Source organism: Microcoleus sp. MON1_C5 (assembly GCF_036701875.1).
In the GTDB taxonomy this organism is placed as follows: Bacteria; Cyanobacteriota; Cyanobacteriia; order Cyanobacteriales; family Microcoleaceae; genus Microcoleus.
In genome coordinates this window covers 86,957-101,872 of the sequence record NZ_JAUBRN010000021.1, presented here as the reverse complement: position 1 = coordinate 101,872, position 14,916 = coordinate 86,957, and the positions used below count along the sequence as shown (strand labels likewise).

Genomic DNA, 14,916 nt, shown 5'->3' with positions numbered 1-14,916 from the left:
GGTTTAACTGCTTATCAATCTATTCAACAAGCTCTCTCTATTGATGGCTCCATTTTTTCCCCTAGTTGAGCAATTACGAAAAAAAGTATAGCTATGTGCAAGACGAGCAACAAGCACGCAATATTATTGATGCAGAATTTAAGGAAATTAAAGAGCAAAAACCCATCGAGTGGCAAAAGCTAATCAGCTTCAAACGGCTTTACAACGGTGGCAAAAAAGCAGCGCTGAAAGTTGGCGAACACTTCGCCGAATCAAGCGTCTGGGGCAAAGCAGGCGTTGGCTTCATCGAAGGCATATCCGAAGACGTGAACTAGCCAGCCAGCCCAAAAGTTTGCTGAAATATTGCAACATTTTTAATAAGGCTTTCAGGGCGGGCGAGACGCCCACCCCAGAATAAAATTTACTCTTTGTGGAACAGGCATCTTGCCTGTTCCTGACAGAGATGCAAGAGGTAAAATAAAACAGCAGTAAGCTCTATGCAAACCGGAGGCTCACAGCATGATTCAAAATCCTGCATACTATCAGATGGTGCTAGACACCTTGTGCACCGCCCTAGAGGATGCCCGCCCCGCTGTCAGGGCGAAAGCAGCAGAAGCACTGGGAAAAATGGGAGATGTCGCGATGGTGCCCATATTAGTTAAAGCCTTCAAAGACACCTCACCAGAAGTCCGTTCCAGCGTCATCCAAGCCCTCAAACAACTGATACTAAATGAGGCTTAAATACACCTTTCATTTCTTAGCCCCTCTCTGCTGGGACGAAAGTTTGTGTAGACGCGATTTCAAGAGCCGAGTAATCTTATCCTTTCATACATTCAACCATCTGCTGTTCCAGCTTAGCCAACAATGTATCAACATCTGTTGCCGCTTCCTCAAAACAAACAGGAGGTTCAGGCTTAGGTTCAAAAAGAATCAACTTAATTTGACCTTCACCGATCGCCAATATCGCCACTTCCTTCTCAGGCTTGTGAGCGTTCAACACACCTACAACTTCCTGAATATGACTTCTCACTTGACGGTTCAACTCCTCAACCGCCTCTTTCTTACAATACACAAAACGCGCAGTTTCTGCAATATCAATTGCCAAAATCTCCTCGCTTTCCTCTCCCCTTTCCAGAAATAGTCCCCAAGCCAAAGCAGCCAATTCATTTTGATTAGCTTTCACAAATTTATCTAACTTGCGGCTCCAGCTATTTTCGTTGGGTTTGGACTCAGGGCTATCAAATAGAAACATTTTCTCTTCTTGTTTGTATAAACTAATATTTTACAGTCAGCAGTCAGTAGTCAGTTGGCAGTTGGCAGTTGGCAGTTGACTGTTGTCATTAGTTACCCATGCCCAATGCCCCATACCCAATTACAAATTAGCAATTCCCAATTACCCAAAACCGCTGCGTTTCTATCTTATACCAGATTGCACGCGCCAGAGCGCCGCATAAATTCCGTCCTGTTCGATCAGTTGTTCGTGCTGCCCCGATTCTACCACCAGCCCCTCTTCCATGACACAAATGCAATCGGCATTGCGGACAGTAGAAAGACGGTGGGCGATCGCAATTGTAGTGCGATTCTTGGTAATTCGTTCGAGCGAGCGCTGAATTGCCGCCTCAGTCTCGTTATCCACCGCTGAAGTAGCTTCGTCAAGAATCAAAATGGGCGGATTCTTCAAAACCGCCCGCGCAATTGCAATTCGCTGCCGCTGACCCCCCGACAATTTTTGACCGCGTTCCCCTACAATAGTGTTGTAACCGTCCGGCAATTGGGCGATAAACTCGTGCGCTTCCGCAATTTTAGCAGCATTTACTATCTCTCGATTAGTTGCCTCAAAACTGCCGTAAGCAATATTTTCTGCCACCGTACCGTGAAACAAAAACACATCTTGACTCACCAATCCGATCGCTCTCCGCAAATCTTTTAAATTCAGGTTATTTAATTCTATACCGTCGAGATAAATATTGCCGTGCTGTACCTCGTACAGCCTCAATATTAGCTTCACCAGGGTACTTTTTCCCGAACCAGTAGCCCCAACAATCGCAGTAGTTTTTCCCGCCGGCAGAGTCAGAGAAAAATACTGCAAAATCGGTTTTCTTTGATTGTAAGAAAAGGTAACATTTTTAAATTCCAACTCACCCTTAATCGAACTAACAGGCCGCCGAATATCACCGGTGCGAATGGCGATCGGAGTATCCAACAAATTCATCACCCGATTAGTAGAAGCCATGGCGCGCTGGTATTGATCCAGAGTATCTCCCAGGCGAGTCAGCGGCCACAGCAACCGCTGGGTCAAAAACACCAAAACGCTGTAAGTTCCCACAGACAACCGGCCCGCTACCACCTCCAAACCGCCCAGAAATAGTGTTGCAATAAACCCCAAGAAAATCACAACCCGAATCAGCGGAATAAAAGCTGCCGAAAGTACGATCGCCCGTCGGTTGCTTTGGCGGTAAGCTTGGCTTTGTGTTCCGATGCGCTGAATTTCATGCTCTTCGGAAGTAAAACTTTTAATAGTAGTAATTCCCATCAAATTATTCGACAGTTGCCCGTTCAGAAAACTCACCTTTTCCCGCACATCAGCATAGAGAGGAGCGAGGCGATTTTGAAAGGCGATCGAACCCCAAATAATAAAAGGTATCGGCAGCATTGACAGCCCAGCAACACCAGGAGAAGCAGCAAAAAAAGCCGCGCCAATCACAACAACCGTTGTCATTACCTGAATCACCTCATTAGCGCCGTCATCCAAAAAACGTTCGAGTTGATTGATATCATCATTGAGAATAGAAATCAAACCGCCCGTGCTGCGTTCTTCAAAATAAGCTAATTCTAATTCCTGCAAATGGCTGTAAGCTTCCAGACGCAAATCATGTTCAATATCCTGAGCCAAATTGCGCCACAAATAATCATAGGCATATTCAAAAAGAGATTCCAACGTCCAAACAACCGCGCTCAAAAGAGTGATAATTGCCAGTTGCCAAAAGACATCTTTTATGCCCCACTGAGCGAGGATAGAATCTTGCTGTTTCACCACCACATCAACCGCAATACCGATTAATGCTGGCGGCGCTAAATCAAAGAATTTATTCAGCAGCGAACAGATACTTGCCAGCCAAGCTTTCAGGCGGTAGCGGCGCCCGTACTTCAGCAGCCGCTTTAGGGGATGGACAGGTTTTGATGGATTTGGTGATACTTGAGAATCATTCATAGGGCATGGGGCATCGGAAATAGGGTCGAGAATTAAAAATTAGTAGGGTGCTGGGCGCGCACCTTACCTTTGTTTAATTTTTAATTCTCAAATGCCCCGTTCCTAGGCTTTAAACGTTAACACTGGCTTCATTTTAGCGACTACACCAACTATTTGCGCCTCAACCTGAACGTCAATTACTGGTTGGATTGGCTTGTAAGCTGCCGGTGCTTCTTCGATTCTGCGTTTTTCGCGCCAGGTAATGCAATCTACGCCAGTTAATCCCAAAGCGGAGTCAGTTTTGTCAGCACCTGCGCGACTCATATCGAAGCGCGATCGCGCTCTGCCGGCACCGTGAGAAGCCGATCGCAAAAATCGATCGTTCCCCTTCCCAACCAGCAAATAAGAGGGCGCGCCCATCGAACCCGGTACAATTACAGGCTGGCCGGAATGTGCGGGACAAGCGCCTTTGCGCGTTACCCAGCCGGCACCTTCAGCTAAGGTAATATTGTGAGGCAAATCGTATACTAACGGAGCTTCCACATCGCCGAAAACTTGCCGCAAACGCAAGCGCAAAAGTTCTGCTAACAGCAAACGGTTGATAAAACCGTAGTTAGCGGCAGTTGCTTCCGCTTGCAGGTAGCTGCTCACAAGTTCGGGATTTGCTGCCACAGACAGCGGAAAAAGCCGGGATTCAGGATGTTTCAGAGTTTTCGGCCAGGCGTCGCAAGCTCGATCGCGCCACATTCCGCCGATGTATTTGCCCACATTCCGCGAACCCGAATGAATCATCAGAAAATTGGGTAGAAACCTCGTCCTGTTAGGACGGCTTTATATTACAATATAATTGGTCAACGACCCACCCGAGACGATGGATCAAACAGCCTATACGAGCGAAGTTCAGCCTTGTGCTGGCGGCGAAGCAAAATCGGTAGACCGGGAAAAGAGGATAGGGCAATGGTAAACATCCCTAGAATCAAAACGAAGAAGAATTCCGTTTGGTATTCGACACGTAAAAACCGCAGGGCTTGCGGGGTTAGTCTGTGGAGCGAACATAAGACCAAATCTCTTTTAGGGTGGAGGCAGTTGCGAAGAAGCAGAAATTCAAATCGTGAGGTTTGGGAATCCCCGTACCTTCAGGTCGGGGTGGATGTCAAGCTGACATCGCGAGTACCGAAGAAATAATCCCCTTTGAGCAATTCTACAAATCGATCGCGCTGACTGAGGAATTGTTCGATCGACAAATCCGCAACGTGTAACCGCATCCCGCAGTTAATATCGGAACCGGTAGCCGCCGGAATCACCATTCCTGCTGTTTGGACGATCGAGCCGATCGCCACCCCCGCATCCCCCGGATGGAAGTCAGGAGTAGCCCAGGCGCGGCAAACGCAGCCGCCTTGAGGGTGTCGAACATTCGCCAAATTTGCTAACTGTTTGAGCGCCTTTGCTTCCACAGGAAAATCCTCTGGGAGCAAAACTTCTGCTGTTGTGGCGCTGGCATCTTGCCAGTGTTCATTCAGAGAACTATTGAGACAAATCGAGTAGACTTTATTGTCGTAACTAACATCAAGACCTTGCCGAGACAAAGCTCGCAAAAGCCTTTTCAAGTTTTTTGGCTGCTGCATAAATAGTCTGTTGCGGGTTGCATAGCAACCCCCAAGAGTTGAAGAGATTTTTTAGGGAACAAAAGACTTGGGTTCAGCAGCCGCAATCTTTTTCAAGATAAGTTGAAAGGCAACTTTTCTAATGACTAAATTTATGACATATCATTTTTGATATGTCAACCCTTTCATGGAATTTTTAATAAATATATAGCGCTCCTAAATCATTTGTGAATTTCTTACTCCCTCCCCTTACTAAGGGGAGGGCTGGGGTGGGGGAAAAAATTTACGACTCCTGCAAGGATTGCTATATACGATTTACCAAGCGGTGTCAGAAACCCGCTTTATGCCTAGCAAAATCGCATCCAAACCAAAGATTTTGCGAAGAAACCGGGTTTTTTGGGCCAGCGCGTCCGACCGCATTCCAGCCTTAATTGCCAGGAAGTAGGGGCAATCCCCCGTGGTTGCCCATCCCCACTTAAAGAAAATACCTCACCGTTGTTACAACCCGACTTTTTTTAGCCCGCAAAGCCGCTTTCAAAAAGAAAGCAGTTTGATTGTGCAGCAGTCCCTCCCACCAATTTCGCGTCACAAAAGCCGGAATGATCAGCGTTAAATACACTCCCGGTCGCTGCTCTTCAAACAAAGTCAAAAAGTGAGTCAAAGCCTCACCAACAGAACGGTAAGGCGATTCGAGAATTTCCAAAGGAATGTCTGACTGCAAATCTTTCCAAGCTAATTGTAATTTTTCTCGATCTGTCAAACCAATATCTACGTGAACTGCCACAACTTCATCAGCAATTAAACGAGCGTAATCGAGGGCCTCGAAAGTTCCTCGGTGCAACTGCCCGACTAACACCACTGCCGGATGTGTCACCGTCTTAACTTTAGGTCTGCGAAGATAAGACCTCGGTTCTATTCCCTGAATGCTCAAGCGAGCTGCTACATACCGATAGTGCCGGTGAATAGCTAAAAATACACTGACTACGATCGGAATAGTTACTACGACAACCCAAGCTCCCAAAAGGAATTTTGTAGCGAGAATTACACCCAAAACTCCCGTTGTTGCCACTGCACCAATACCGTTCATCACAGCACTAACTTGCCAACCTTTACCTCGTTCCTTAAACCAGTGAATTACCATTCCCGATTGGGAGAGAGTAAAAGAAGTGAAAACTCCAACCGCATACAGGGGTAGCACCGCGCTCGTATTGCCTCGAAAGATGATAATTAAAAGAGCAGCGCAGAAGCTTAGCAGATTAATGCCATTAGAATAAACCAGTCGATCGCCCAACAGCGACAATTGCCTGGGCAAGAACCCGTCCCGCGCCAAAAAATAACAAAGTCGCGGAAAATCTGCATAACTCGTATTCGCAGCCAACAGCAAAATCAACAGAGTGGCTGCCTGCAAATAGTAATAAAATATACCCACACCAAAAATCTGTTTTCCCAACACAGAAAGGAGCGTTTCATGTTCGCTAGGAATCACGTGATAAATATTACCCAAGTAACTAATTCCCACAAACATCACTCCTAGAATTACCCCCATATAGGTCAAAGTCAGGCTCGCATTTTTCCATTCAGGAGGCTTAAAAGCCAATACCCCGTCTGATATGGCTTCAACTCCTGTCAAGGCCGTACAGCCCGCTGCAAACGCGCGCGCCAGCAGAAATAATCCCAAAGGTTCCTTAGCCGGAATATTTTCTAATGTCGGCAAAACGTGACCTGTTGCCTGTTGATATAAACCCGTGCCAATCAAGATAAAAATTACCACGATAAACGCATAGGTAGGAACCATAAATATATTGCCAGATTCCCGCACGCCCCTGAGATTGGCAAACATGACTAAGACAATAAAAAATAAACACAGTTCCACTCTATACGGTTCCAATCCGGGAAATGCTGAAGTTAAGGCCGCCACCCCAGCCGAAATACTGACTGTTACAGTTAAAATGTAGTCAATCATCAGTGAAGCTGCTGCGACCAAACCGGGATAAATACCTAAGTTTTCTCGCGCCACAATGTAAGCACCGCCACCGTTGGGGTACGCTTTAATTGTCTGTCGGTAAGACAGCGCCACGATCGCCAACAGTAAAATAATAATTCCAGAAATAGGCAGCGATAAACTCAAACTGCTACTCCCCGCTAGTAATAGCACGAGCAGAGTTTCTTGAGTAGCGTAGGCAACAGACGAAAGTGCATCGGAAGCCAGAACAGCTAGTCCTGCAGCGTTGCTTAGGCGTTCATGAACCGATGCGCTAGTGGGGAGAGATTCACCCAGTAAAAATCGCTTGAGTCGAGAATAAGTGGACATTAAAACTCAATATATAGGCATCCACAAATCATAATCGAGACGGGGAAAGTTTTAAGTATTTTTTGGCTCACAATTTGTAATTTTGTCTCGCTTGTTGAGTCAGCTTCAGCTTGTGTTCGAGAGCTTGCCAATTTTCGGCTGCGATATCGGTGATGAACTCGTCAAGACTGTCGCGGTAAATAGAGAGCGATCGCAACAATTCCTCTCGATTGTACTTTGCCACCATCACTCCCAGCTCGGGATTGCCGCCGCCAACGCGGCTTGTATCCCGAAAACCCGAACTCGCCAAATGTTGGGCTAAATTAACAATATCCCGATCGCCCTCTCGATCGCACGCAGCAACCAGCGTCGCGCTCGCCACGATCGGCAAATGAGAAATCCAAGCCACAGCTCGATCGTGTTCTTCCGGCTCACATCGGTAAACTTTAGCACCCAGTAACCGCGCAATTTCCTCAACCTTATCCACCGCAAGCGCCGGCGTCTGGGGAGTCGGCGTCACCACGTAAGGCCGCCCGACAAACAAATCCGGCACCGCCGCCTCGATTCCGCTTTCAGCAGTCCCCGCCATCGGGTGTCCCCCGACAAAGTTCGGCCACAGAGAAGACACAGCCTGCACTATGGGTGTTTTTACGGAACCGACATCCGTTACAATAGTATCCCGGGAAAGATAGGGCACCAACTCTCGGACGATCGGCTCGATCGACCCCAGCGGCGTGCAAATAAAAACTACATCGGCTGCTGCCATTAGAGACAGGTGTATGCTGGCTTCATTGACAACACCGCGAGCTTGCGCCCGAGAGCAAGTCTGCAGCCGACTGGAAACCCCAAAAACATTAAACCCGCGCGATCGCAAATCCAGCCCGATCGAGCCGCCAATTAAACCCAGTCCTACAATACCGATATTCATAGCAATAAAATGGGGATATTTGATACGGTGCCGCCCCCATGACAGTCGAGGAACTCCTGAAAAAATATGCCGCCGGAGAAAGAAACTTTGCCGGAATCAACCTGACTGAGGCCAACCTCAGCGGCGTCAACTTGAGCGGAGCCAACCTCAAGGGTGCGAATCTGAGTGTAGCAAACCTGAGCGGAGCCAACCTCAGCAAAACCAACCTCATCGGTGCCAAACTCAACATTGCCAGACTCAGTGGCGCCCACCTAGGCGGCGCCGACCTCACCGACGCCGACCTCAACGTCGCTTACCTAGTGCGAGTTGACCTCAAAAAAGCCATACTGATAGGAGCGAAACTGATCAGAGCCGAACTCATTCGAGCCGAACTCAGCGGCGCAAACCTCAGCGGCGCAAACCTCAGCGGCGCCACCCTCACCGAAGCCACCCTTCGAGGAGCCAACCTCGCTCAAGCCAACCTTCGAGGCGCTCATCTCAGTGGCGCGTGCTTGACAGAAGCCAACCTCGAACAAGCCAACCTGCAAGGCGCCGACCTCAGCCGAGCCGACCTCAGCGGCGCAGACTTGCGAGGCACAGAACTGAGACAAGCCAACCTCACTCAAGCCGTACTCAGCGGCGCCGACCTCAGCGGCGTCAATTTGCGCTGGGCAATCCTCAGCGGCTGCAATCTCCGCTGGGCCGACCTGAGCGAAGCCAAATTGAGCGGTGCCGACCTCAGCCGAGCCGACCTCTGTCACGCCGACCTGTCAAATGCCAGTTTAGTTCACGCCGACCTGACAAATGCCTATCTGATCCGCGCCGACTGGATTGGAGCCGACTTAACCGGAGCCACCTTAACCGGAGCCAAACTCCACGCAGTTTCGCGACTCGGCATCAAAACCGAAGGCATGACCTGCAAGTGGGTCGATCTGAGCCCCAACGGCGACCACAGCCAAATTTACTGGTTGAACTCCGGAGGAACCCACGAATTTTTTCACGAAACCTTGCCCACAGTTCGGATTGTGATTGACTCGCCCTTAGACCAAGGCGCTCATTTTGCCCTAGCTGCAACTTATTACCAAATTGCCCAACAATACCCGAGTTTAAGTCAGCCTCCCACGATCGAAGTCAGCTCCAGGCGCACCGTACTCGCCTTTAAAATGGACAGCGACGATAAATTATTTGCCACCGCTTACGTTGCCATCATTCCTTTTAACGACGCCGCCATCACTCAAAAAAACCTGATCGCTTTGATGAAAATGATTCAATCTCACGATGCAGGCAAGCTTAACGTCAAAGAATCTAAACACGTCCAGTTATGCAGCAAAGCTCTCAACCAAGCTATTAGCAAAGTAGACCAAATCAAAATTTCCAGTTCTTTTCCAAAAATCGGCGAAAGCATCAATTTTTTTCAGATTCCTACACAGATGATCTTAATTAATTCGCGCGACCAAAGACTCAGCGTATATCACCACCCAGGCTTCGGCAAGCGCCTGATAAAAAAATACGAGCCGAGCAACTCAACCTCGGGTAAGTTAGCCGAAAGCACAAAATTAGGTCAAGCTAATATCACTAGCATTTTGGATTTTATAAAAGGCTTCCATAATATAGATGTCTAGGCATATTGCATCAAGTTACAAAAAATGCTTATTCTAGTTTAAAGGTTGGCACAACAAAGCTTTGTTCTAGCTAACACATCAGGGAAATTGAAAAGCATGGATGCCCAAGAACTCATCACCAAATATGCCGCAGGAGAAAGAGACTTTACTGCTATCCTCCTTTGCGAGGCAAATCTCAGCAGGATCGATCTCAGCGGGGCTAATTTCAGTGAGGCAATCTTGAGCCTGACTAACATGAGCGGCACCAATTTGTCAAACGCCAACATGAGAAAAGCCAAACTCAATGTTGCCAGACTCAGCGGTGCCAATCTCTACAAAGCCAACCTCAGCGGCGCTATCCTCAACGTGGCAAACTTGATTCGAGCCGACCTCAGAGAAGCCCAACTCGTCGAAGCTACAATGATCAGATCCGAACTGATCCGAGCCGACCTCAGCAGTGCCAACTTGACCGGTGCAAATCTCAGCGAAGCAGATTTGAGAGAAGCAACCCTCAGAGAAGCCAATCTAGAGCAAGCCGACCTCAGCGGGGCTCACCTGAGAGGCGCTTCCCTAATAGCGGCCAACTTGGAACGGGCCAACTTGCACAGAGCCGACCTCAGCAGGGCAGACTTGCGAGGAGTCAACCTCTGCAATGCCGAACTCAGACAAGCTAATCTGTCTCAGGCAAACCTCAGTGGCGCTGACTTGCGAGGCGCTAATCTCCGGTGGGCTGACCTCAGCGGAGCGAACCTGAGCGGTGCTGACCTCGATGAAGCGAGATTGAGCGGGGCCAACTTGTACGGGGCAAATTTGAGCAATGTCAACCTGTTGAACGCTACTCTGGTACACGCGGATTTGACTCAAGCAAATTTGATTCACGCTGATTGGGTGGGCGCAGATTTGACGGGGGCGGCCCTGACGGGGGCAAAAATTTACGCGGTGTCTAGGTTTGATGTGAAAGCAGATGACATTACCTGCGATTGGGTTGACCTCAGCCCTAACGGCGATCGCAGCCACATTCAGCGCTTTACCCCAGAAGAATCTCAAAGGTTTTTCAATGCTACACCGCCGACAGTTCAAATTATTGTCGATCGACCCCTCGACCCCGATGCTAACTTTGTCCTTGCAGCTACCTACCGCCAAATTGCCCGTCAATACCCTGCTTTGAGCCATCCTCCCAGTATCGAAGTTAATTCCAGACGCACAATCATATCATTTAAAATAGAGCAGGACGAGCAACTATTTCCCACAGCTTTCGTTGCGATTATTCCCTTTAGTGATGCAGCATTTACTCAGAAAAATTTGATTACTCTGATCAAGATGATTCAACCCCAAAGTGGTAATAACCTGGGCGTCAGAGTCTCAAATATGGTAGTGCAATTAAACGTAGCTCTGACCAAAGCAATGAGAAAAATAGGGGAAATGAAAATTCAGCCGATTCGCCTCGATCGCGAACCGATGTCAAGTTTTTTCCAATCGCCTACCCAAACTGTACTGGCTAACTCCAGCGCCGAAACTTTGATGATTCACTATCACCCAGATTTTGGCAGAAACTTGACAAATTTGCCCGGAGTCAACAAAACGTCTATCAGTCCTGGAATTAAAGCCCAAAGATTTACCACCCCGCCGCTAAATACGGTCATTGAGTTTGTCAAAAGCTTTTATCAGCTCGGTGAGTAAATACTATAAATTAATTTGATATCATTTCTATTCATGCCATATAAAAGTTAGCCAATTGCCATTTCATTAAAGAAAAAAATGGAAGCTGAAGAACTGCTCAAACGATTTGCACTCGTCAAGAGATACACAGAAGGTGACAGAGATTTCACAGGAATCAACCTGAATGAAGCTAATCTCAGCCGCATCAACCTCAGCCAATCAATTTTAAGGCGGGCTAGCTTATTTGTAACCAACCTCAGCGGCGCTAACTTGAGCGACGCTAACTTGAGCGAAGCTAACCTGAATGTGGCGAGACTCAGTAGCACTAATCTTTCGCGGGCAATCTTAAACGGGGCTACTATCAACGTAGCAAACTTAGTGAGAGCCGATTTAAGTGCAGCTCAATTAATCCGAGCATCCCTGATTAGAAGTGAATTAGTCCGCTGCGAACTCAGCAAAACTAACTTCAGCGGCGCAAACCTGACTGAAGCAGATTTAAGAGAGGTAAAACTGACGGAAGCTAACCTGTGCGGTGCTAATCTTTCCGGTGCAAATCTCAGAGGTGCTTCGGCTGCTTCAGCTAACTTTCAAGAAGCTAACTTACACGGCGCAGATTTGACGAAAGCAGAACTTAGCGGCGTCAATTTGAGCAATGCCGATATGAGACAAGCTTCTTTGCAACAGGTGAATCTCAGCAGTGCCAATTTGAGCGGAGCTAACCTCAAATGGGCGGATTTGACGGGAGCTAACCTCAACGGCGCCGATCTGAGCTGTGCTAAATTGAGCGGAGCTAACCTTAACGGAGCAGATTTAAGAAATACTAATTTAGGAAATGCTAGTTTCGTTCACGCTGATTTGACAGAAACAAATTTGATTAATGCAGATTGGGTGGGCGCTGATTTGAGGGGAGCAACTTTAACAGGAGCAAAACTGTATTTGGTTCCTCGGTGTGGTATCATTGCAGAGGATATTACTTGCCAGTGGGTAGACCTCAGCCCCGCAGGCGATCGCACTCAGATTCAACAATTTAATTCGCCGTCAGAATCGAGAAAATTTTTAAATCACACGCCTGGGTTAGTGCAAATTGTGGTTGACGCACTTTTAGACTACTCAGCAAACAGCACTTTAGCCACAGTTTACAGCGAAATAGCTCGGCATTACCGGGCAATGAATTTTCCTCCTAATATTGAAGTCGGCTACCGCCGCACAACTCTAACTTTTAGATTTGAGAGCGATGAGCATTTATTGCCAGCAGCTTTTTTAGCGATTCTTCCTTTTAAGGATGCTGTACAAACTCAGAGAAATATTATGGTTATCGGCAAAAATATCGAAACTCAAAATTTGGAAGAAAGACGAATAGTGCAGTTGCGTAAAGCATTGAGTACAGCTACAAATAAATTAAATGAGTTGATAAATTTTGTCTCTAATATATCACGGGTTAGTCAGCCAACAAAGTTTTTTGAGTCACCTACGCAAACTATTTTAATTAGTTCGGGACAGGAGAGTTTGATGGTGAATTCTCACGGGAATTTTGGGAAGGGAGGTGCAACTCATCAGGACAGTAAATTCAGTGTGCCTCTCGGTCAAAAAGTAGTTGATTTTCTGGCCAGTTTTGATTATGTTGAGTGAGAAATGTCAATTTTAAAACCGATTGATTGAGGTAGAAGTCCACAACTCATTGCTCCGCTTCCTGCGATCGCACTCCGAGCCGCACTGGCCACACCATTTAACGATGGCGCGGCTCGTGGCGCGGGCTTTGCGCTTGGGGCGCAGCGCTCTGATCCAAACAGGGCTTCCCGCTGGAGCTTACCGACAGCGGTATCGAGTTAGCTATTTGATGCCGGTTTTGATGTGGCCGGAGCCTGTGATTTTAGTGGCTCCGACACCGCTGATCGAGCATTTGAGAGCTGTGGAAATTCCGCGTTTGCAAGAGTGGCTGCAAACAGAGGGGTCGATCGAGACTTATTCGGATCGTGCCACTGGGCGAGGATTGATGCTAGCCGATCCAGAGTCTTGGCTGGCGGCTCGCTTGGCGGGGAATTCGGAACTTCACAGGAATATTCCGACAATTATTGACGGTGTGGATGACTTGGAAGTTTGGACGCGCCAGCAATTGACGGCGGGTTTGCAACCGGCTGATTGGAATGATTTAATGCAATCTCAGCCTTTGGAAGCCGATGCCATCCTCCAAAAGCGGGTAATGCTAACGCGGGCATTCTTTCAGCATCCGGCGAAACCAGAGGAGTGCTATTTGCTGGAAACGGCAGAGCAAAATATTTTGCAGGGGCTGTTTGAAAAAATCGAGCCAAACCCCCTAATTCCGGCTGCTTGGAGCAATTTTTGGCAGCGGTGGGAAGCAAACGGAAAACTGCGGTGGGCGGAAATTCATCGGGAGGCTGGCTCATTTTCTCTGTACTGCGCGCCGGTGCAGGTGGGGGAGGTTGTGGGCAAATTTTGGGACGATCAGCCCGTGGTGTTGATTGGTGGGGCGGTGGATGTGGAACCGAAGGCTCCTATTTTCCGGGAAATGCTGGGACTTCCAGAATTGACCAGCGTTAAGTTTTCGCCCGATCGACAAAGCGAATTAATTCAACTGTACATTCCCAACGGGCTGCCGCTGCCAAATACGCCGGAATTTCAGGGAGTTTTAATTGAAGAAATTCGGACTTTGCTGTTGATGAGCGCGTCGGTGGCGGGTTTAACTGTGCTGATAGTTGGTGATGTACCGCTGAGGGCTCGGCTGGCGGCGATTTTGGCTTCTGAGTTCGGTTCTCGGGTGCAGGTAGAAAAAACAGATGTGGGCGAGAATGCGATTTTGGTGACTGGGTGGGAGTTTTGGCGGGAACATCAGGGGGAATTGAGGGCGCCTCATTTGCTGGCGATCGCAACTTTGCCGCTACCTTCTTTGGAGAATCCTTTGGTGACGGCGCGTGTGGCTTATTATAAGGAACGGCGCAAGGATTGGTTTCGGTTGTATTTGCTGCCGGCGGCGCTGAATGAGTTGCAACGGGCGATCGCGCCGGTGCGAGAACGTCAAGGGGTGGTGGCGATTTTCGACAGCAGGGTGATTCACCGCAGTTATGGACAGCAGGTTTTAGCGGCTTTGAGTCCTTTTGCGAGGATTGATTATTTGGATACGACTTGGCTGACGCAGGCTTGAGATGACCTGTTGGCGTATAATTTGGTTAGGTATCCAGTTGAAATCTAATTTAGTAGACAAAGATTATGGGTGAAGCTAAGCGTCGCAAAGAGTCGATCGGCGACGAATACGGTAAAGAAGAACGCATCGTTTCCTGGCTGCCAATCACGAAAACCCAAAGCGAAGATTTTGTCAAGTGGACAAGTCGCGGAAGCTGGATCGGGATTAGCGTTTTGGTGGCTTGGTGGGTGGTAGTGCGATTTGTCGGCCCAGCGGCGGGTTGGTGGCAGGTTAACTGATGCCAGACTCGACAAATGCCTGTATTCTTGGCATTGTGTCGAGTTTAACTCGGAAACAAGCTGCTAAATTTTTAGGAAAAATTTACTTGCAAATTTGGACTTGGTATGGTATCTTAATTATCTGCGGGCAATTAGCACAGTGGTAGCGCACTTCCTTCACACGGAAGGGGTCACTGGTTCAAATCCAGTATTGCCCATATTTTTAACTCAAACTAACCGACATTTTTCACAGCTCAGATTTAGGGTTG

Annotated in this window: 14 protein-coding genes and 1 tRNA gene; 9 read left to right on the top strand and 6 right to left on the bottom strand. The window is 48.0% G+C overall.

The genetic code is table 11. The features are described 5' to 3' along the window. The first annotated feature begins 95 nt into the window (after positions 1 to 95). Complete coding sequence (locus QUA71_RS12940; protein ID WP_333285440.1) at positions 96 to 314, top strand: hypothetical protein; 219 nt, start codon at positions 96 to 98, stop codon at positions 312 to 314. 184 nt (positions 315 to 498) lie between these two features. Further along, positions 499 to 720, top strand: a complete 222-nt coding sequence (locus tag QUA71_RS12935) for a HEAT repeat domain-containing protein (protein WP_333285438.1) — start codon at positions 499 to 501, stop codon at positions 718 to 720. A gap of 76 nt (positions 721 to 796) precedes the next feature. On the opposite strand, the gene ccmS is transcribed toward QUA71_RS12935, so the two are convergent. The 6 genes from ccmS to QUA71_RS12905 form a co-directional block, all read right to left on the bottom strand. Continuing rightward, positions 797 to 1,231: a beta-carboxysome assembly chaperone CcmS gene (gene ccmS / locus QUA71_RS12930; RefSeq protein ID WP_332955063.1), complete on the bottom strand. Its 435-nt coding sequence runs from the start codon at positions 1,229 to 1,231 to the stop codon at positions 797 to 799. Between the two features lie 162 nt (positions 1,232 to 1,393). Beyond that, a complete protein-coding gene (locus QUA71_RS12925) occupies positions 1,394 to 3,190 on the bottom strand; it encodes an ABC transporter ATP-binding protein (RefSeq protein WP_333285436.1) in 1,797 nt (598 codons plus the stop codon). 102 nt (positions 3,191 to 3,292) lie between these two features. Then, the gene (locus QUA71_RS12920) at positions 3,293 to 3,961 is read right to left on the bottom strand and encodes an RtcB family protein (protein ID WP_333285434.1); all 669 of its coding nucleotides are present in this window, start codon (positions 3,959 to 3,961) and stop codon (positions 3,293 to 3,295) included. Between the two features lie 344 nt (positions 3,962 to 4,305). Continuing rightward, positions 4,306 to 4,794 (bottom strand): RtcB family protein, encoded by a 489-nt coding sequence (locus tag QUA71_RS12915; protein WP_333285432.1) that lies wholly within the window; start codon positions 4,792 to 4,794, stop codon positions 4,306 to 4,308. A 454-nt stretch (positions 4,795 to 5,248) separates the two neighbouring features. Then, on the bottom strand, positions 5,249 to 7,084 hold the full coding sequence (locus QUA71_RS12910; RefSeq protein ID WP_333285430.1) for an APC family permease: 1,836 nt from the start codon (positions 7,082 to 7,084) through the stop codon (positions 5,249 to 5,251). 67 nt (positions 7,085 to 7,151) lie between these two features. After that, on the bottom strand, positions 7,152 to 7,991 hold the full coding sequence (locus QUA71_RS12905; RefSeq protein ID WP_333285428.1) for a prephenate/arogenate dehydrogenase: 840 nt from the start codon (positions 7,989 to 7,991) through the stop codon (positions 7,152 to 7,154). A gap of 38 nt (positions 7,992 to 8,029) precedes the next feature. On the opposite strand from QUA71_RS12905, the gene QUA71_RS12900 reads away from it, so the two are divergent. The 7 genes from QUA71_RS12900 (at position 8,030) to QUA71_RS12870 (ending at position 14,865) form a co-directional block, all read left to right on the top strand. After that, positions 8,030 to 9,592, top strand: a complete 1,563-nt coding sequence (locus QUA71_RS12900) for a pentapeptide repeat-containing protein (protein WP_190662306.1) — start codon at positions 8,030 to 8,032, stop codon at positions 9,590 to 9,592. A 96-nt stretch (positions 9,593 to 9,688) separates the two neighbouring features. Continuing rightward, on the top strand, positions 9,689 to 11,251 hold the full coding sequence (locus QUA71_RS12895; RefSeq protein ID WP_190662308.1) for a pentapeptide repeat-containing protein: 1,563 nt from the start codon (positions 9,689 to 9,691) through the stop codon (positions 11,249 to 11,251). Positions 11,252 to 11,329: 78 nt separating this feature from the next. Further along, the gene (locus QUA71_RS12890) at positions 11,330 to 12,859 is read left to right on the top strand and encodes a pentapeptide repeat-containing protein (RefSeq protein ID WP_333285425.1); all 1,530 of its coding nucleotides are present in this window, start codon (positions 11,330 to 11,332) and stop codon (positions 12,857 to 12,859) included. A gap of 22 nt (positions 12,860 to 12,881) precedes the next feature. Beyond that, a complete protein-coding gene (locus tag QUA71_RS12885) occupies positions 12,882 to 14,390 on the top strand; it encodes a helicase C-terminal domain-containing protein (protein ID WP_333285423.1) in 1,509 nt (502 codons plus the stop codon). Positions 14,391 to 14,455: 65 nt separating this feature from the next. Further along, positions 14,456 to 14,668, top strand: a complete 213-nt coding sequence (locus QUA71_RS12880; RefSeq protein WP_333285421.1) for a DUF2839 domain-containing protein — start codon at positions 14,456 to 14,458, stop codon at positions 14,666 to 14,668. Further along, complete coding sequence (locus tag QUA71_RS12875) at positions 14,668 to 14,814, top strand: hypothetical protein (RefSeq protein WP_333285420.1); 147 nt, start codon at positions 14,668 to 14,670, stop codon at positions 14,812 to 14,814. Before QUA71_RS12880 ends, QUA71_RS12875 begins: the two co-directional genes overlap by 1 nt. Next, positions 14,794 to 14,865 (top strand) — tRNA-Val (locus QUA71_RS12870). The genes QUA71_RS12875 and QUA71_RS12870 overlap by 21 nt, the downstream gene beginning before the upstream one ends. The last annotated feature ends 51 nt before the right edge of the window (positions 14,866 to 14,916 follow it).